This window comes from Agrobacterium sp. LAD9 (assembly GCF_003031125.1).
Lineage (GTDB): Bacteria > Pseudomonadota > Alphaproteobacteria > Rhizobiales > Rhizobiaceae > Agrobacterium > Agrobacterium radiobacter.
Genome location: NZ_PHGS01000002.1, coordinates 227,252 through 244,030 on the forward strand (window position 1 = coordinate 227,252; position 16,779 = coordinate 244,030).

A 16,779-nucleotide genomic window follows, 5' to 3' on the forward strand; every position below is an offset into this window, starting at 1 on the left:
GGAGCGATTGCCGCGTCGATTTTGCGCATATACGTTGTGGAAAATGCGCGATGATGAATCTCTGTCATGAAGCTGGCCTATGAGATTTCGATGCGCTGTCAGATGAGAATGGAAAGAGCAGGCTGAAATGGCAGTCATGAAAGGCGATGGTGGATTAAGGCTTTTGGGAAGGAAGCTCGGCCGGAACTGGTTGCCCGTTCTCATCGTCAGCATGCTCGCCATCGTGGCCGTTGCGGAACTCCATACACCCTATATGCCCGCCGCCCTTTGGCTTTGCGCCGTCATTGCCATTCTGGCCGTTGCGGAGGGCCCGGCGGCCGCCTCCGCAAAGGACGGAGTTGCGGCGGCGGAGACGGATGAGCCGGAAGTGCCCGGCGAAAACGTCATTTCGGGCGTAAGGGCGGGCCTCGCGGTTCTGGATACCCCCGTTTTCATTCTCGACAAGAACGCCAGCGTGCTGTTTCAGAACGGTGCGGCCGAACGCGCCTTCGGCCAGCTGCTTGCCGGTGCACATATTTCCGCCCGGCTGCGCTCTCCCGGCCTGCTGGATGTCATTCGCGAAACCATCACCACCGGCCAACCCAACCAGGTCGAACATTCGGAGCGCTTTCCTTCCGAACGGGTCTTTATCGTCCGCATCGCCCGTGCGGATGTAGGAGAGGGGGCCAGTCCGCCGTTCTACATCCTGTCGTTCCGCGACGTTTCGGAGCTTCGTCGCATCGACCGCATGCGTAGCGACTTCGTCGCCAATGCGAGCCATGAATTGCGCACCCCGCTCGCCTCGCTCCGCGGTTTCATCGAAACCATGCAGGGGCCGGCGCGCAACGACCCGAAGGCACAAGAGCGTTTCCTTGCCATCATGCTGGATCAGGCAACCCGCATGAGCAGGCTGGTGGACGATCTCATGTCCCTTTCGCGGCTGGAACTGCGCGCAAACATCGCGCCCGACCAGAAAGTCAATCTCGTTCCCGTCATCGGCCATGTGCGCGATACGCTGCTGCCCCTTGCCGACGAGCTTGATGTAACCATCACGCTGCACCTGCCGGACCGGCCGGCGGAAGTGCAGGGGGATCGCGACGAACTGGTGCAGGTATTCCAGAACCTAGTTGAAAATGCTTGCAAATATGGTCAGGAAGGCAAGGTCGTGGATGTCTGGCTGCGCGCCGAACCCGGCAAGCCGGTGGAGGTGAGTGTCATCGACAAGGGGCCGGGCATTCCCGCCGAACATGTGCCGCGCCTGACGGAACGTTTTTATCGTGTCAGCGTCGCCGACAGCCGCTCGAAAAAGGGCACGGGACTCGGGCTTGCCATCGTCAAGCACATCCTCACTCGCCACCGCGCCCGCCTCATCATTAAATCGGAATTGGGCAGCGGCACGGACTTCACCGTGAGATTCTGACATAAAATATGCATCTGCTTTTAACGTCGTGAATATTTATAAATTAAATCAGTAATTTAGACTGTCACAAATCTTTCGTCAAAGTGACATAAAAGGATGTGGCTACGGTGGTTAAGAAAAGGTCGCCGAGCGCAAGCTAAGAGCGAGTGTCGCTATCGGCTGCGTCCACAACAAAGCCCACGACGGGAGAGACAAATGAACATCGTTAAATTTTCCGCAGCAGCTCTGGTGGCTTCTGTCGCCTTCGCTGGCGCCGCCGCTGCTCGCGACCAGATCCAGGTTGCCGGTTCCTCCACGGTTCTGCCCTACGCCAAGATCGTTGCCGAGACTTTTGCCGAAACCTTCCCGAACTTCAAGGCTCCGGTTGTTGAGTCCGGCGGCACGGGCGGTGGTCTGAAGGCATTCTGCTCGGGCGTGGGCGAAGGCACCATCGACATTGCAAACGCTTCGCGCAAGATCAAGAGCGACGAACTGGCTGCCTGTAAGGCTGCTGGCGTCACCGACGTTCAGGAAGTGAAGATCGGTTACGACGGTATCGTCTTTGCGATGGACTCTTCCAACAAGGACATCAAGCTCGAGCCGAAGGATCTTTACCTCGCGCTCGCTGCTGAAGTCGTCAAGGACGGCAAGCTCGTTGCCAACCCCTACAAGAAGTGGTCGGAAATCAACAAGGAACTGCCTGACGTAGCGATCGCCGCTTACATCCCGGGTTCCAAGCACGGCACGCGCGAAGTCTTCGAAGAGAAGATCATGGCTGACGGCTGCAAGGAAGCCAAGGCGACCGACGTCATCAAGACGCTCATCACCGACGCTAAGCAGGCTGCTGCAAAGTGCGTTGCAGTCCGTAAGGACGGCGCAGCTGTCGACATTGACGGCGACTACACCGAAACGCTCGCTCGTATCGATGCCAACAAGACCGGCCTTGGCGTTTTCGGCCTGGCTTTCTATGAAAACAACGCTGACCGTCTGAAGGTCGCAACCGTTTCGGGCGTCGTTCCGTCCACCGAAACCGTTGCCAGCGGTAAGTACCCGGTTTCCCGCCCGCTGTTCTTCTACGTGAAGAAGGCTCACCTGGGCGTTATCCCGGGCCTTAAGGAATATGTCGAGTTCTTCGTTTCCGACGAGATGATCGGCCCGGATTCCCCGCTCGCCAACTACGGCCTGGTTGCCGCCCCGGACGCAGAGCGCGAAGAAATCCGCTCGAAGTTCTCGGCCGGTTCCACGATGTAATAGAAAGAGGGGTGCGGCTCTGCCGTGCCCCTCATTCCGCTTCGCTGAGGCCGTTATCCGCGGTTGACAGTTCCTACTCATCGCCATCCACATGATTGTCGATGGATTACAGATGGATAGGATGTATCAACCTTGACGCTTGCCAGACGATGATACAGTCAGGCGGCAGGCATCATGGGATGGTCCAGCGGTCTCGTTTTGATGACTTTTTGATTTGCCCGATATCGCACCGTGCTCTTGAGGCACGCCGAGGGAACTCTAATGAACACATCGATCCTTTTGCTGATACTGGCGCTCATCGGCATCGGCAGCTATCTGCTCGGCAGCCGCCGCGCCGTTGCCCTGTCTGGTGGTCGCCCCTCCAGCATGCATTCCCGTGCCGGTTATCACGGCTCTTACGCGGTCGTCTGGGCTGTTTTGCCCGCGGCGTTCATTCTCTGTGCCTGGCTCGTTATCAGCCCCCTGTTCGTCACATCGGCGGTGCGCGGTAATTTCCCCGAGGACGTGCGGGCGCAATCCGAAGCGCAGCAGAGCCTGACCTATGGTATGGTGACCTCCATCGCCCGCGGTCTTCAGCGGCTGACGCCGGAAGAAACCGCTCAGGTTGAGGCCGATACGGCTGCGGTCAGGCCTCTTCTGGCATCGAAGGGTGTGGCGATCGCCGGTGATCCCGAGCGCTTCATGGTCGATGCCGCCCAGACGCTCAACGGCATGACCTCCACCAGCCGCATCGCGATGATTGCCGTCGTGCTGCTGGCCGCGCTCGGCGGCGGCGCCTATGCGCTGCGTGCGATCGCGCCGCGCTTCCGGGCGCGTAACCAGGTCGAGAAGGTCATTCTCGCGGCCCTGCTCGTCGCCTCGTCCATCGCTATCCTCACGACCATCGGTATCGTCCTGTCGATGCTGACGGAGGCGATCCAGTTCTTCACCATGGTCCCGGCGCACCAGTTCTTCTTCGGAACGGTATGGGATCCGCGTTTTGCGGCAGCCGGTGCGACCGACTCCTCCGGCCAGTTCGGCCTGATCCCGCTGCTCGCAGGTACGCTTTACATCGGCTTCGTCGCCATGCTGGTCGCGGTTCCCGTGGGTCTGTTTTCGGCGATCTATATGTCCGAATATGCCTCGCCGCGTCTGCGCTCCGTGGCAAAGCCGCTGCTCGAAGTGCTTGCCGGCATCCCCACCATCGTCTACGGCTTCTTCGCGCTGACGACGGTTGGTCCTTTCCTCAGAGACATTTCTACGCAGATCAATGGTCTGGCGACGGGTAATTACGCCAACTTCATTCAGGCGCAGAGCGTCATCACCGCCGGCTTCGTCATGGGCATCATGCTGATCCCCTATGTCTCGTCGCTGTCGGACGATATCATCACCGCCGTGCCACGCTCGCTGCGTGACGGTTCTCTCGGTCTCGGCGCCACGCGGTCCGAAACCATCAAGAGGGTCATCGTTCCCGCCGCTCTTCCCGGCATCGTCGGCGCCGTGCTGATGACGGCATCGCGCGCCATCGGCGAAACCATGATCGTGGTTCTCGCGGCCGGCGTTGCGGCCCGCCTGCAGCTCAATCCATTCGAGCCCATGACCACCGTGACGGTCAAGATCGTCAGCCAGCTGACCGGCGACCTTGAATTCACCTCGCCGCAGACGCTGGTCGCCTTTGCGCTCGGCATCACGCTTTTCGCCATCACGCTTTGCCTGAATATCTACGCGCTTTACATCGTGCGCAAATACCGGGAGCAATATGAATGACCGACATCGTCTCTCCCGCAGCCGGCGCGAACGCCGCGAACAGGGCCACGCGCCGTGATATCGGCATCAAGCGCCGTTATGCCGCCGAACGCCGCTTCCGTGCTTACGGCATGGCAGCGATTTCCTTCGGCCTCATCTTTCTCTTCCTGCTGCTTTTCTCGGTGGTTTCCAAGGGTTACACCGCCTTCCAGCAGACGATGATCACCGTTCCGGTCGAGTTCTCCGAACAGATCATCGATCCGAAAAATGAGCGCGCCACCAATCCGGCGAAGCTGATGACGGCCAATTATCCCGTTGTTGCCCGTGACGCGGTCGCCAAGGTCCTTGGTGTTGCGCCGACGGACCGCGCCGGTCTTCGTGCCGTCAACCTCTTGATCTCCGACAGCGTGCGCACGCAGCTTCGCGACATCGTCGTCGCCGATCCCACCGTCATCGGCACCACGCGCACGGTCACGCTTCTGGCCTCGGGCGACGTCGACAGCGCCTTCAAGGGCCAGGTCGATATGACCGCCGATGAAGCCAATCGCCGTATCTCGAACCAGCAGCTCGGCTGGATGAACCAGCTCGCCGAAAGCGGCCAGCTCGGCAAACATTTCAACACCGGCATTTTCGTCAACGGCGCTTCGAGCCGTCCGGAAGCGGCGGGTGTCGGCGTGGCGCTGATCGGTTCCTTCTACATGATGCTGATCGTGCTGGTGCTGTCATTGCCGATCGGCGTCGCGGCCTCGATCTATCTCGAGGAATTCGCCCCGAAGAACCGTCTGACGGATCTTATCGAGGTGAATATCAACAATCTCGCGGCTGTTCCTTCGATCGTTTACGGTCTGCTCGGCCTCTCCGTCTTCATCAACTTCATGGGCTTTCCGCGCTCGGCTTCGCTGGTCGGCGGTCTTGTCCTGACGCTGATGACCCTGCCGACGATCATCATCGCGACCCGCGCTGCCCTGAAAGCCGTGCCGCCGTCTATCCGCGCCGCAGCCCTCGGCCTCGGCGCTTCCAAGATGCAGACGATCTTCCACCATGTGCTGCCGCTCGCCATGCCCGGCATTCTGACCGGCACCATCATCGGTCTCGCCCACGCGCTGGGCGAAACGGCGCCGCTGCTCCTGATCGGCATGGTGGCATTCGTTGCGAATTACCCGACAACGCCGATGGATCCGTCCACGGCCCTGCCGGTGCAGATTTACATGTGGGCGAACGAAGCCGAGCGCGCCTTTGTCGAAAGGACATCCGGCGCTATCATCATCCTGCTTTTGTTCCTCATCGTCATGAATGTTGGCGCAATCCTGTTGCGTCGCCGCTTCGAGCGGCGCTGGTAGAGGGAGATTGAGCAATGAACATGTTGTCGGAAGCAGCAGTTGAAAAGGCGCTGGACAAGAAAATGAATGAAGTCTCATACAAGATGATCGGCAAGGACGTTTCGGTTTATTACGGCGAAAAGCGCGCGCTTTACGACGTGAACCTCAACGTTCGGGAAAATACGGTGACCGCGCTTATCGGCCCGTCCGGCTGCGGTAAATCCACCTTCCTGCGCACCCTGAACCGTATGAACGACACGATCGACGGTTGCCGGGTCACCGGCAAGATCACGCTCGATACCGACGATATCTACGATCAGGCGATCGACGTCGTGGAATTGCGCGCCCGCGTCGGCATGGTGTTCCAGAAGCCGAACCCCTTCCCGAAGTCGATCTACGAGAACATCGCTTATGGCCCGCGTATCCACGGCCTTGCCCGCAACAAGGCGGATATGGACCAGATCGTCGAGCACAGCCTGCAGAAGGCGGGTCTCTGGAACGAAGTGAAGGATCGCCTGCTGGAGTCCGGCACCGGCCTTTCCGGCGGTCAGCAGCAGCGCCTGTGCATCGCGCGCGCGGTTGCCGTCAGCCCGGAAGTGATCCTGATGGACGAGCCCTGCTCGGCGCTGGACCCGATCGCGACCGCCAAGGTCGAGGAATTGATCCACGAGCTGCGTACCAATTACACGATCGTCATCGTCACGCACTCCATGCAGCAGGCGGCGCGTGTTTCCCAGCGCACTGCCATGTTCCACCTTGGTCATCTTGTCGAAGAAAACGAAACCGACAAGATGTTCACCAATCCGGACGACCAGCGCACGCAGGACTACATCATGGGCCGCTTCGGCTGATCCCGGCCGGCGCTTTATCGAAACCGAACAAGACTGGTGCCTCTGCCGTGCCCGCTTCCGGGTACGCGCATGCAGGCCAAGCCGGAGGACTAGACCATGACACAGACAACGACCCATTCGCATATTCTGTCGGCCTATGACGACGAACTGAAATTCCTGACGCGCCGCATCGCCGAAATGGGCGGTCTCGCGGAACAGATGTGCGCCGATGCCGTGCGTGCGCTCGTCAATTCCGACGCCGCGCTCGCTCAGAAGGTCATTTCCGATGACGCGATCCTCGATCATTCCGAGCGCGAGATCGGCGACAAGGCCATCGTCACCATCGCCAGACGCCAGCCGATGGCGGCCGACCTTCGCGAGATCATAGGCACGCTGCGTATCGCCGGCGACCTTGAACGCGTTGGCGACCTTGGCAAGAACACTGCCAAGCGTGTGATCGCGGTTGCCGGAACCGGTGTACCGCGCAAGCTCGCCCGCGGCATAGAGCACCTGTCGGAGCTTGCGCTGGTGCAGCTCAAGGAAGTCCTCGACGTCTATTCCACGCGTTCCGCCGAGAAGGCCAATGCCATCCGCGAGCGCGATGAGGAAATCGACGCCATGTATACGTCGCTCTTCCGTGAGCTTCTGACCTACATGATGGAAGATCCGCGCAACATCACCACCTGCACGCATCTTCTGTTCTGCGCCAAGAACATCGAGCGTATCGGCGACCACGCCACCAATATCGCCGAGACGATCTATTACATGACCACCGGCAGCCAGCCGGAAGGTGAGCGTCCGAAGGACGACAGTTCCAACACGCTCGGTTCGGTGACCGAGTAACAGACGAGCAGCGGCTTGCGGAGTTAGCATATGGTGCCCAAGATTGCAGTTGTGGAAGACGAGGAAGCGCTGAGCGTCCTCCTTCGTTACAATCTCGAGGCTGAGGGATATGACGTCGACACGATACCCCGTGGAGACGAAGCAGAAATCAGGCTGCAGGAACGTATTCCGGACCTTCTTATCCTGGATTGGATGCTTCCCGGCGTTTCCGGTATAGAACTGTGCCGTCGGCTCAGAATGCGGCCGGAAACAGAACGCCTGCCCATCATCATGCTGACGGCGCGCGGCGAAGAAAGCGAACGGGTTCGCGGCCTTGCCACCGGCGCCGACGACTATGTCGTCAAGCCGTTTTCGACGCCAGAACTCATGGCCCGGGTCAAGGCCATGCTGCGCCGGGCCCGTCCCGAGGTTCTCTCCTCGGTGCTGAAATGCGGTGATATCGAGCTGGATCGCGAGACCCATCGCGTTCACCGCAAGAGCCGCGAAGTGCGCCTCGGCCCGACGGAGTTCCGCCTGCTGGAATTCCTGATGACCTCTCCAGGCCGGGTTTTCTCCCGCTCGCAATTGCTGGATGGCGTGTGGGGTCACGATATCTATGTGGATGAGCGCACCGTCGACGTGCATGTCGGACGCCTGCGCAAAGCGCTCAATTTTTCGCATATGCAGGATGTCATCCGTACCGTGCGCGGCGCCGGATATTCGATGGAAGCCTGAGCGAGACTCGACCGACGAGTCACACTCGGGACAACATCCCGCCAAAAACCGAAAGGCCCGAAACCGGAATGGTGTCGGGCCTTTCGGTTTTTTGGGCACTCCCAAACGCGACAGCTTCATCCTTCTTGATGGGATGACGGACAATTGGCTGAAATCCCGCCCGCTCAATCGGGATTGTGGGTCGGGTTTGACAGCGATGGAAGATAGGGTTCGGCGCTTCGCCCGTGAGTTGACCCCCGGAACCGCCTGAATTTTGTCATAAAAAAAACGGGCCCGAAGGCCCGTAGTTTTTGAGTGTCGAATGCGTGCCGCAACACTCAAGCCTTGCGGCGCTCGCTTACCGGCTGATAGGCGAGTTTCGCATGGAACTTGCAATAGGGCGAAGATTCCAGCGCTTCACAACCGCAGAAATGGAAATCATCCTTCAGCGGATCGCCGACCGGCCACTTGCAGGTGCGCTCCGTCAGTTCCGTCAGCGTCAGGCGACGGGAAATCGGCGAGACCACGTTTTTGGAAGGAACGTAATCGAGAACCTGTGCGGTCTCGATGTCGATCTCCTCATTCAGCGCGGTTGCCGCGTTCGAACGGGTGAGAATCCGCGCCGGCGCTGCATTGACGCGGCCTGCAAAGGTTGTCGCGCGTGGGGCAGGTGCAGCGGTGCGCTTGGGCGCGGAGCGCGCCGAAGTGACCGGACCGCCAGCCTTGACGCGTCCCGGCAGATTGAGGCGATGGACCTTGCCGATCACGGCATTACGGCTAACGCCGCCGAGCTGCGCTGCAATCTGGCTGGCGCTAAGGCCCTCGGACCATAATTTCTTGAGTTTCTCGACTCGTTCGTCTGTCCAGTTCATGCCGCTTCTCCGCTCGTCGCGTATAATGTCGGCAGAATCCTTCTCCGTCTCGCGGGCGTGCCGCGAGCGTGGTTTCTGCCGGATTTTTGGTGACTAGTTCCGCCGCAATGCAGTCTAGTAATTAGCGATTAACCTAGTGCCACGCAGACTCCGTGGCAAGAGTCGCGGGATTCATCTCGAATCGATTTTCCGGTTTTCCCCAACTTGCTGGCGAGTTGAGTCTGAAAGGCAACACCTTGGGCCTCGCAGGCCGCCACCTACTAGGGCTTGAGAAGCCCGGGAAATACGGACTTTTGTTGACATCGGCAGGCGAAGTGACAATAGTGCCCCTGCCGCCGCGAGGCGGCATTTTTGATTTTCAGGCGAGGGATAACCCCCAGAGCCTATTGACAACCGTCTGACAGCGCATCTGCGCAAGGAGTGATACAGCCATGGCCGAAGCCGCCGCGCCATTGTTCGATACGTTTGCAAGAGCCCCCCTGCGCTTCGAGCGAGGCGAGGGCGTCTGGCTGTTCACGGAGAGCGGCGAACGATATCTGGATTTTGCGGCCGGCGTAGCGGTCAATTCGCTGGGCCACGCCCATCCGCACCTCGTGGAAGCGATCAAGACCCAGGCCGAGAAGGTCTGGCACGTCTCGAACCTCTATGAAGTGCCGGGCCAGGAAAAGCTCGCCAAGCGCCTGACGGAAGCGACCTTCGCAGACAAGGTCTTCTTCACCAATTCCGGTGCGGAAGCGCTGGAATGCGCGATCAAGACCGCGCGCCGTTATCATTATTCCAAGGGGCATCCGGAAAAGTTCCGGATCATCACCTTCGAAGGCGCCTTTCATGGGCGTACGCTGGCGACGATCGCCGCCGGCGGCCAGCAGAAATATCTCGAAGGTTTCGGTCCCAAGGTCGAAGGTTTCGACCAGGTGCCCTTCGGTGACGTTGATGCGCTGAAAGCCGCCATCACGGCCGAGACGGCTGCACTTCTGATCGAGCCCATTCAGGGCGAGGGCGGCATCCGTGCGCCCAGCAAGGAATTCCTGCAGCTGCTGCGGTCGCTCTGCGATGAGCATGGCATGCTGCTGATTTTCGATGAGGTCCAGACCGGCGTCGGCCGCACGGGCAAGCTGTTTGCCTATGAGCAGACGGGTGTCGCGCCCGATATCATGGCGGTGGCCAAGGGTATCGGCGGCGGTTTCCCGCTCGGCGCATGCCTTGCGACGGCGGATGCCGCTTCCGGCATGACGGCGGGCGTGCACGGCACCACCTATGGCGGCAACCCGCTGGCCATGGCTGTGGGCAATGCCGTGCTCGATGTCGTCCTCTCCGAGGGCTTTCTGGAGAAGGTCCGTGATGTCGCGCTGGTCTTCCGCCAGGGCCTTGCTTCGCTGAAGGATCGTTATCCTGATGTCATCGAGGAAATTCGCGGCGAAGGCCTGCTTCTCGGCATCAAGGCGAAGGTCCCGTCGGGCGAACTGCTGCAGGCCATGCGCGGCGAGCATCTGCTCGGCGTGCCCGCGGGCGATAACGTCATCCGTCTCCTGCCGCCGCTCGTTACCACGGCGGAAGAAGCCCGTGAGGGGCTGGCACGCGTGGAAGCGGCCGCCGCTTCCCTGACAGCGAAACAGGCAAAAATCGCCTGAGGAAACAATAAAGGGCGGGCCTCTTCCCGGAGGCTCGCGAGCATGGGACGTTTGAAATGGCTTCACCTAAACATTTTCTTGACCTGTCGGCCGTCAGCTCGCAGGACCTGCGGGCAATTCTCGACGATGCCCGCGCGCGCAAGGCCGCAACCAAGGCCGGGACGGCGGAAAAGCCGCTTGCCGGCAAGATGCTGGCAATGATCTTCGAAAAGCCCTCCACCCGCACCCGCGTCTCCTTTGATGTCGGCATGCGCCAGCTTGGTGGCGAGACTCTTTTCCTCTCTGGTACTGAAATGCAGCTCGGTCGTGCCGAAACGATCGGCGATACGGCCAAGGTATTGTCGCGTTATGTCGACGCCATCATGATCCGCACGACGGATCATTCGCGCCTGCTGGAGCTTGCCGAGCACGCAACCGTGCCTGTTATCAACGCCCTGACTGACGATACGCATCCCTGCCAGATCATGGCTGACATCATGACCTTCGAGGAACATCGCGGCCCGGTCAAAGGCAAGACCATTGCCTGGACGGGTGACGGCAACAACGTCCTGCATTCCTTCGTGGAAGGCTCGGCCCGCTTCGGTTACCGCATGACAATGGCGGTGCCGATGGGTTCCGAACCGCATGACAAGTTCCTGAACTGGGCCCGCAACAATGGCGGCGAGATCATGTTGTGCCACGATGCCGACAAGGCCGTGGCCGGGGCCGATTGCGTCGTCACCGATACCTGGGTGTCCATGAACCAGGAACACAAGGCGCGCGGCCACAACATCTTCCAGCCCTATCAGGTCAACGAAGCCCTGATGGCCAAGGCGGAAAAAGACGCGCTGTTCATGCATTGCCTGCCGGCCCATCGCGGTGAAGAAGTGACGGATGCCGTGATCGACGGTCCGCAATCCGTGGTCTTCGACGAGGCGGAAAACCGCCTCCACGCGCAGAAGTCCATCATTGCCTGGTGCATGGGCGCCATCTGAGCAATCCCCCGGCCTGACACACCTCACGCCGGGTGCTTGAACTTGCTCGCATAGATTACCATCTGTGGGACTTCGAAGAGGCTCGTCGGTTTTGCTGGCGGGCCATCATCACGATTTGCACGTTTTTCCCGGAAGCGGTTTCTCTTCCCGGGTCTCTGTGCGACAAGCGGAAAAAGCACATTTTAAAAGCCGGACTTTTGGACGGTAGCGGCGCCACGGCTGCGCCAAGGAGTATGACATGGCAGATGTAACGGTTGAACTGGACGATCTCGATTTTGCTGGCGACGACAAGGTTGTGCCCTTTCAGGTCGAAGGTCTGGATGTGCGCGGCCGCGCCGTACAGGTTGGGCCGCTGCTGAATACCATTCTCGAGCGGCACGATTATCCTGCCGCGGTCGCCCGCCTGCTGGCGGAAGCGACTGTTCTGACGGCGCTGATCGGCACGTCGCTCAAGTTTTCCGGCAAGCTGACCCTCCAGACCAAGGGCGACGGCCCGGTTGACCTGCTGGTCGCGGATTTTACCGCGCCTGAAAGCATGCGCGCTTACGCCCGTTTCGACGAGGAGCGGCTGGCGGCGGCGATTGCGGAAGGCGCAACCTCACCGGAGCGATTGCTCGGCACCGGCATTCTGGCCTTCACGATCGATCAGGGCGTGGGCATGCAGCCTTATCAGGGCATCGTGCCGCTCGATGGCTCGTCGCTGGAAGACATTGCCGGGGTTTATTTCCGTCAGTCGGAACAGCTGCCCACCCGCGTGCGGCTGGGCGTTGCCGAGTTCTTCGACCGTGATGGCGAAGGCAAGCCGCGTCATGGCTGGCGTGCGGGCGGCGTTATCGCGCAGTTCCTGCCGCAGGCGCCCGAGCGGCTGCGTATGCGCGACCTGCATGGCGGCGACGGCGATGAAAGCGGTCACGAGGTGCAGGAGGATGATGCCTGGACGGAAGCCGTCACGCTGTTGAACACGGTGGATACCGACGAGCTGACTGATCCGCAGGTGCCGGTGGAACGCCTGCTCTTCAGGCTTTTCCATGAGAGCGGCGTGCGCATCTATGATGCGCAGGCGGTTTTCGACCGTTGCAGCTGCTCGCGGGACAAGATCAAGGGTGTGCTGTCAGGCTTCACCGCCGAAGAGATCAAGGCGAGCGAGGAAGACGGCGCCATTGCCGTGACCTGCGAGTTCTGCTCCACCACCTATCGCTACGATGTCAGCGAATTTGAAAATGCCTGAATAGAGAGCCGTGCCCCACAAAGGGTTCGGCTTTTTCATTGCCGGGCGAGTGGTTAGTTCAGAACCCGCATCAGGCCCGGTGAATCCAGCGAAAAGGCGGGTATGGTGACGTTGAACACCTCGCCATTTTCCGTTTCCATTTCATAATGCCCGAACATCAGGCCCGAGGGTGTGTCCAGCGGGCAACCCGAAGAGTATTCGTAGCTGTCGCCGGGTTTAAGATGTGGCTTCTCACCCACTACGCCAGGCCCATAGACCTCATCGACCTGTCCGTTCTGATCGGTGATGTGCCAATAGCGATTGACGAGGGTTACCGGAATATTGGAGTTGTTCGCGATCACGACTTTGTAGCCCCAGACGTAACGATCGTCATCCGGGTCGGATTGTTCCTCGAGATAATACGGGTCGACCGTTACCTCGATATCCCTTGTCAGAGCACGATACATACGCGCCACACCTCGATATTATGCCTGCCGCCACATCCTACACTATAGGTTCTGGCTATCGTCAAGAAAATGAATGACTTGACGGGCAGGGGGCATCTCCTGTTGCGCTGCTTTCCACCGTTAGGGATAACGGGAAAGGTAAATATTGGTTGCCTGATAGGGTCTTTTCGGACCGCACCGGCGAACCATGGCCCGACACGCGGTCAGGCCATGGCGATTTGCCGATTGAATTTTCAGGCCGAAACGGCCGCCAGACCCTTCGCCAGATCTTCCAGCAGATCGTCGGTATCCTCGATGCCGCAGGAAAGGCGCAGGGTGCCGCCGGAAATACCGAGTTCAGCACGCGCCTCGTCGGAGAGGTTCTTGTGCGTCGTCGTGCCGGGATGGGTGATAAGGCTCTTGGCGTCGCCGAGATTGTTGGAAATCTTCACGATCTCAAGCGCGTTCTGCAGCTTGAAGGCCGCTTCCTTGCCACCCTTCAGTTCGAAAGCCACCAGCGTCGAGCCGCCGGACATCTGCCGTGCGATGATGTCGGCCTGCGGATGGTCGGCGCGGCCGGGATAGATGACCTTGGCGACCTTGCCGTTATCGGCGAGAAAATCGGCGATTTTGCCGGCATTGGCCGTCTGCTGCTTCACACGCAGCGGCAGGGTCTCGATGCCTTTCAGCAGCGTCCAGGCATTGAACGGCGACATGGCCGGGCCGGTATGGCGGAAATAATCCTGCAGCTCTTCTTCGATCCACTTCTTGTCGGAAAGGATCACGCCGCCGAGGCAGCGGCCCTGACCGTCAATATGTTTGGTGGCCGAATAAACGACGATATGGGCGCCGAGTTCGAGCGGCTTCTGGAAAAGCGGCGTCGCAAAGACATTGTCGACCACCACCTTGGCGCCAATCTGGTTGGCGAGCTTTGCCACGCCAGCAATATCCACCACTTCGAGCGTCGGATTGGTCGGGCTTTCGAGGAAGAACAGCTTGGTGTTCGGCTGGATAGCCTTTTCCCAATTGCCAAGATCGCGTCCGTCGATCAGCGTGCATTCGATGCCGTATTTCGGCGCGAGCGTTTCGACCACCCAGCGGCAGGAGCCGAAGAGGGCGCGGGCAGCAACGATATGGTCGCCGGCGCGCAGCTGGCACATGATGGCGGCGGTGACGGCGGCCATGCCCGACGCAAGTGCGCGGGCGTCTTCAGCGCCTTCCAGCAGGCACATGCGCTTTTCGAACATGTCGTTGGTAGGGCTCGCATAACGGGCGTAGATGAACCCGTCCGTTTCACCCTTGAAGCGCGCTTCGGCTGCTTCGGAGTTTTCGTATACGAAACCCTGGGTCAGATAGATCGCTTCCGACGTTTCACCGTAAGGGGAGCGTAGCGTACCGCCGTGAACGAGCTGGGTTGCCGGGCGCCATTTATTGCTCATGTGATCACCTTCAAAACAAAAAAACCGGCCGCAAAAGCAGACCGGTTCCTAGCACCCGGTCTTTTTAGCCACTTGTTTAACGTGGCTGCAAGCCGACCGGCCAAATCACCACGGGATAAGCTTGCCATACTGCCGTTACCGGCTTGCGTCAATGCTTTCCTTTTGGTTTTGTCGCCGTAAAAAGGAATGATGACCATGACGAGAACCACGGGCATTTTGGCGGATGGCGCGATCAAGGCGCTGTTTGCAGGCGGCAAGCTGAAGAGCGAGGCCGATCTCGATGCTGATCAGGTGCAGCCCGCCAGCCTTGATCTCAGGCTCGGCTCGAAGGCCTATCGCGTGCGCGCCAGCTTTATGCCCGGCCCCGGAACCCACGTCCTCGACAAGCTCAATCGTCTCAGCCTGCACGAGATCGACCTCACCCAGGGCGCGGTGCTGGAAACCGGTTGCGTTTATATCGTTCCCTTGATGGAAAGCCTTGCGCTGCCGGCGGACATGTCTGCCTCGGCCAATCCGAAAAGCTCGACGGGTCGCCTTGATATCTTCACCCGTGTCATGACCGATAACGCGCAGGAATTCGACAAGATACCGGCCGGTTATGCCGGCCCGCTCTATCTGGAAATCAGCCCCCGCACATTCCCCATCGTGGTGCGCCGCGGCTCACGCCTGTCGCAGATCCGCTTCCGCATCGGCCATTCGCTGCTCAACGAAAGTGAATTGCTGAAGCTGCACGAGACGGAAATGCTGGTCGCAAGCGACACGCCCAACGTGACCGGCGGCGGCATCGCGCTTTCGATCGACCTCAAGGGTTTCGGCGAAGACGGGCTGATCGGTTATCGTGGCAAACATCACACGGCGGTGGTGGATGTCGACAAGAAGGCCCAGCACGATGTTCTCGATTTCTGGGAACCGCTTTATGCACGCGGCCGCGCTGAATTGATCCTCGACCCGGATGAATTCTATATTCTCGTCTCACGCGAAGCTGTCCACGTTCCGCCGCTTTACGCGGCTGAAATGACGCCATTCGACCCATTGGTGGGCGAATTCCGCGTGCATTACGCCGGCTTCTTCGATCCGGGCTTCGGCCATGCGCAGGCGGGCGGCACCGGCAGCCGCGCCGTGCTCGAAGTGCGCAGCCACGAGGTGCCCTTCATTCTGGAACACGGCCAGATCGTCGGCCGGCTGGTTTACGAGCACATGCTGCAGAAACCGGAAGGCCTCTATGGCAGCGGCCTCGGCTCCAACTATCAGGCGCAGGGACTGAAGCTCTCCAAGCATTTTCGCGCCGAATAACGAACCCGGCGGGTGCTTGACACCCGCTGCGAACTATCCGATGTCTTATGCGCGGCGCGGGTGTAGCTCAATGGTAGAGCAGCAGCTTCCCAAGCTGAATACGAGGGTTCGATTCCCTTCACCCGCTCCAGCGATGCCGCGATCCATGTGCCGGAATCTTAAAGGTCATAAGAGAAAGCCGCATCCCGATGGCGCAGTCCCTCAGCGAGATCAGTAAATTTCTAAGCTATGTCCTTCGTCACAAACCGGATGCGATCAGTATCGAACTCGACGCGGAAGGGTGGGCCAATATCGACGAGTTGATAGCAAGAGCCGATATTCCCCTTACGCATGAGTTGCTGCTTGAGATTGTCGATACCAGCGACAAGAAGCGGTTCGCCATTTCTGCCGATGGGCAATTCATCCGGGCCAATCAGGGCCATTCGGTGGTGGTGGATCTCGGTCTCGAGCCTGTAGAGCCACCCGTTTTGCTCTATCACGGCACAGCCACCCGTTTTCTCGGCAGCATCAGGGAAAAGGGATTGCTCCCGCAGAACCGGCAATATGTCCATCTCTCCGCTGATAAAGAAACAGCGAGAAGAGTTGGAGAAAGGCACGGAAAACCTGTTATTCTGACGATCTCCGCCCTGGCGCTGCATCAGGGAGGCCATCGTTTCTTTCAGGCCAAAAATGGTGTCTGGCTCACGAATGAGATAGAGCCGGGCTCTCTTCCAAGGCTGCCGGAAGAGGTGGGCTGAAGCCACTATTTTCCGCGGAACAGCCTGAAATGGTGGGGATACGGTCTTGGCCGGATCGTCGTGGAGCCGGCTTTTGGGAGTAGTACACAATTTAGCTTGACTACGATTAAATTGCACGTAATAGTTGATGCAGTCGTAACA

General features: G+C 59.6%; 15 protein-coding genes, 1 tRNA gene and 1 riboswitch. Of the genes, 13 read left to right on the top strand and 3 right to left on the bottom strand.

Going from position 1 to position 16,779, the window contains the following annotated elements:
* Positions 1 to 136: 136 nt before the first annotated feature.
* The 7 genes from phoR (at position 137) to phoB (ending at position 8,060) form a co-directional block, all read left to right on the top strand.
* A complete protein-coding gene (gene phoR, locus DA915_RS01855) occupies positions 137 to 1,399 on the top strand; it encodes a phosphate regulon sensor histidine kinase PhoR (RefSeq protein WP_050816415.1) in 1,263 nt (420 codons plus the stop codon).
* A gap of 195 nt (positions 1,400 to 1,594) precedes the next feature.
* Positions 1,595 to 2,629 (top strand): substrate-binding domain-containing protein, encoded by a 1,035-nt coding sequence (locus DA915_RS01860; RefSeq protein WP_060722859.1) that lies wholly within the window; start codon positions 1,595 to 1,597, stop codon positions 2,627 to 2,629.
* Positions 2,630 to 2,890: 261 nt separating this feature from the next.
* A complete protein-coding gene (gene pstC, locus DA915_RS01865; RefSeq protein WP_003503565.1) occupies positions 2,891 to 4,375 on the top strand; it encodes a phosphate ABC transporter permease subunit PstC in 1,485 nt (494 codons plus the stop codon).
* Positions 4,372 to 5,694 (top strand): phosphate ABC transporter permease PstA, encoded by a 1,323-nt coding sequence (gene pstA, locus DA915_RS01870; protein WP_107674987.1) that lies wholly within the window; start codon positions 4,372 to 4,374, stop codon positions 5,692 to 5,694. Before pstC ends, pstA begins: the two co-directional genes overlap by 4 nt.
* Positions 5,695 to 5,708: 14 nt before the next feature.
* Positions 5,709 to 6,524, top strand: coding sequence for a phosphate ABC transporter ATP-binding protein PstB (gene pstB / locus DA915_RS01875; RefSeq protein WP_003503557.1), 816 nt, complete (start codon positions 5,709 to 5,711; stop codon positions 6,522 to 6,524).
* Positions 6,525 to 6,620: 96 nt separating this feature from the next.
* Positions 6,621 to 7,346, top strand: coding sequence for a phosphate signaling complex protein PhoU (gene phoU / locus DA915_RS01880; protein WP_003503555.1), 726 nt, complete (start codon positions 6,621 to 6,623; stop codon positions 7,344 to 7,346).
* Positions 7,347 to 7,376: 30 nt separating this feature from the next.
* On the top strand, positions 7,377 to 8,060 hold the full coding sequence (gene phoB / locus DA915_RS01885) for a phosphate regulon transcriptional regulator PhoB (protein ID WP_003493692.1): 684 nt from the start codon (positions 7,377 to 7,379) through the stop codon (positions 8,058 to 8,060).
* Between the two features lie 317 nt (positions 8,061 to 8,377).
* Here phoB and DA915_RS01890 read toward each other — a convergent pair whose 3' ends face one another.
* Positions 8,378 to 8,911 carry a GcrA family cell cycle regulator gene (locus DA915_RS01890; protein ID WP_003503553.1) on the bottom strand — a complete coding sequence of 178 codons (534 nt, stop codon included), beginning with the start codon at positions 8,909 to 8,911 and terminating at the stop codon, positions 8,378 to 8,380.
* A gap of 431 nt (positions 8,912 to 9,342) precedes the next feature.
* Here DA915_RS01890 and DA915_RS01900 point away from each other — a divergent pair, with 431 nt between their 5' ends.
* The 3 genes from DA915_RS01900 to DA915_RS01910 all read left to right on the top strand — a co-directional run bounded on the left by DA915_RS01900 (position 9,343) and on the right by DA915_RS01910 (position 12,744).
* A complete protein-coding gene (locus DA915_RS01900) occupies positions 9,343 to 10,542 on the top strand; it encodes an aspartate aminotransferase family protein (RefSeq protein ID WP_003503552.1) in 1,200 nt (399 codons plus the stop codon).
* A gap of 56 nt (positions 10,543 to 10,598) precedes the next feature.
* The gene (gene argF / locus DA915_RS01905) at positions 10,599 to 11,516 is read left to right on the top strand and encodes an ornithine carbamoyltransferase (protein ID WP_003503550.1); all 918 of its coding nucleotides are present in this window, start codon (positions 10,599 to 10,601) and stop codon (positions 11,514 to 11,516) included.
* Between the two features lie 238 nt (positions 11,517 to 11,754).
* A complete protein-coding gene (locus DA915_RS01910; RefSeq protein ID WP_107674988.1) occupies positions 11,755 to 12,744 on the top strand; it encodes an Hsp33 family molecular chaperone in 990 nt (329 codons plus the stop codon).
* Positions 12,745 to 12,797: 53 nt separating this feature from the next.
* On the opposite strand, the gene apaG is transcribed toward DA915_RS01910, so the two are convergent.
* Both apaG and DA915_RS01920 read right to left on the bottom strand, forming a co-directional pair.
* Positions 12,798 to 13,190 (bottom strand): Co2+/Mg2+ efflux protein ApaG, encoded by a 393-nt coding sequence (apaG, locus tag DA915_RS01915; RefSeq protein WP_107674989.1) that lies wholly within the window; start codon positions 13,188 to 13,190, stop codon positions 12,798 to 12,800.
* 233 nt (positions 13,191 to 13,423) lie between these two features.
* Positions 13,424 to 14,608, bottom strand: a complete 1,185-nt coding sequence (locus DA915_RS01920; protein WP_003503544.1) for an O-succinylhomoserine sulfhydrylase — start codon at positions 14,606 to 14,608, stop codon at positions 13,424 to 13,426.
* Positions 14,609 to 14,651: 43 nt separating this feature from the next.
* Positions 14,652 to 14,730, bottom strand: a riboswitch (SAM riboswitch).
* A 73-nt stretch (positions 14,731 to 14,803) separates the two neighbouring features.
* Between DA915_RS01920 and DA915_RS01925 the strand changes: the two genes are divergently transcribed.
* From DA915_RS01925 to DA915_RS01935, 3 genes are all read left to right on the top strand, one after another.
* Positions 14,804 to 15,901 carry a 2'-deoxycytidine 5'-triphosphate deaminase gene (locus tag DA915_RS01925; protein WP_107675136.1) on the top strand — a complete coding sequence of 366 codons (1,098 nt, stop codon included), beginning with the start codon at positions 14,804 to 14,806 and terminating at the stop codon, positions 15,899 to 15,901.
* Positions 15,902 to 15,957: 56 nt separating this feature from the next.
* Positions 15,958 to 16,031: transfer RNA gene (locus DA915_RS01930), tRNA-Gly, on the top strand.
* Between the two features lie 58 nt (positions 16,032 to 16,089).
* Positions 16,090 to 16,638: an RNA 2'-phosphotransferase gene (locus DA915_RS01935; RefSeq protein WP_107674990.1), complete on the top strand. Its 549-nt coding sequence runs from the start codon at positions 16,090 to 16,092 to the stop codon at positions 16,636 to 16,638.
* Positions 16,639 to 16,779 lie beyond the last annotated feature (141 nt).